We start from the raw sequence: 541 nt of genomic DNA, 5'->3' as shown, positions 1-541 counted from the left end.
GTTGGTGCGTTCAGCAAAACAGAAGCCCATCATCTGGAACAGATCTTTCCTGAGCTGATTAAGCAGTTGGAACAGAAGCTACGCGCGGGGGAACTGAATCCCCGTCAGCAAGGTTGCGTCACGTTGTATTGTAACGAATGGACCTGTGAAGCCGATACGCTGGGCAGTTTTGGCTACGTGTATATTTCTATTTATCCCTCTTCGGCGGCAACACAATAATCCGCAGCTTCTCTCCCCATTCTGAACGTTTCCCTGATTTTATCGACTTAACCTGAAGAGAGTATTTCCATGCAAAGACCACCTGCAATCCCGCCACGGGAGGATAACCCCTGTCCGTCACCTGTAACCGTCTGGCAGCAACTACTTACCTACCTGCTGGAAAAGCACTACGGCCTGACGCTGAACGACACACCGTTCTGTGAAGAAAACGTCATTCAGGAGCATATCGATGCTGGCGTCACGCTGGTCAATGCGGTGAATTTTCTGGTAGAGCGCTACGAACTGGTGCGTATCGATCGCAACGGCTTTAACTGGCAGGAGC

General features: G+C 50.8%; 2 protein-coding genes. Both read left to right on the top strand.

Translation table 11 applies throughout. The features are described from left to right. Positions 1-219 (top strand): type IV toxin-antitoxin system YeeU family antitoxin (locus J5069_RS24065; protein WP_264646153.1); only part of this gene is annotated, 219 nt, incomplete at its 5' end. A gap of 69 nt (positions 220-288) precedes the next feature. Then, positions 289-541: toxin (locus J5069_RS24060; protein ID WP_264646152.1), on the top strand; the 253-nt coding region annotated here is incomplete at its 3' end.

Source organism: Candidatus Symbiopectobacterium sp. NZEC127, assembly GCF_025962675.1.
Classification (GTDB): Bacteria; Pseudomonadota; Gammaproteobacteria; order Enterobacterales; family Enterobacteriaceae; genus Symbiopectobacterium.
The sequence above is the reverse complement of the archived record's forward strand: the minus strand, read 5'-3'. Positions and strand labels throughout refer to the sequence as shown.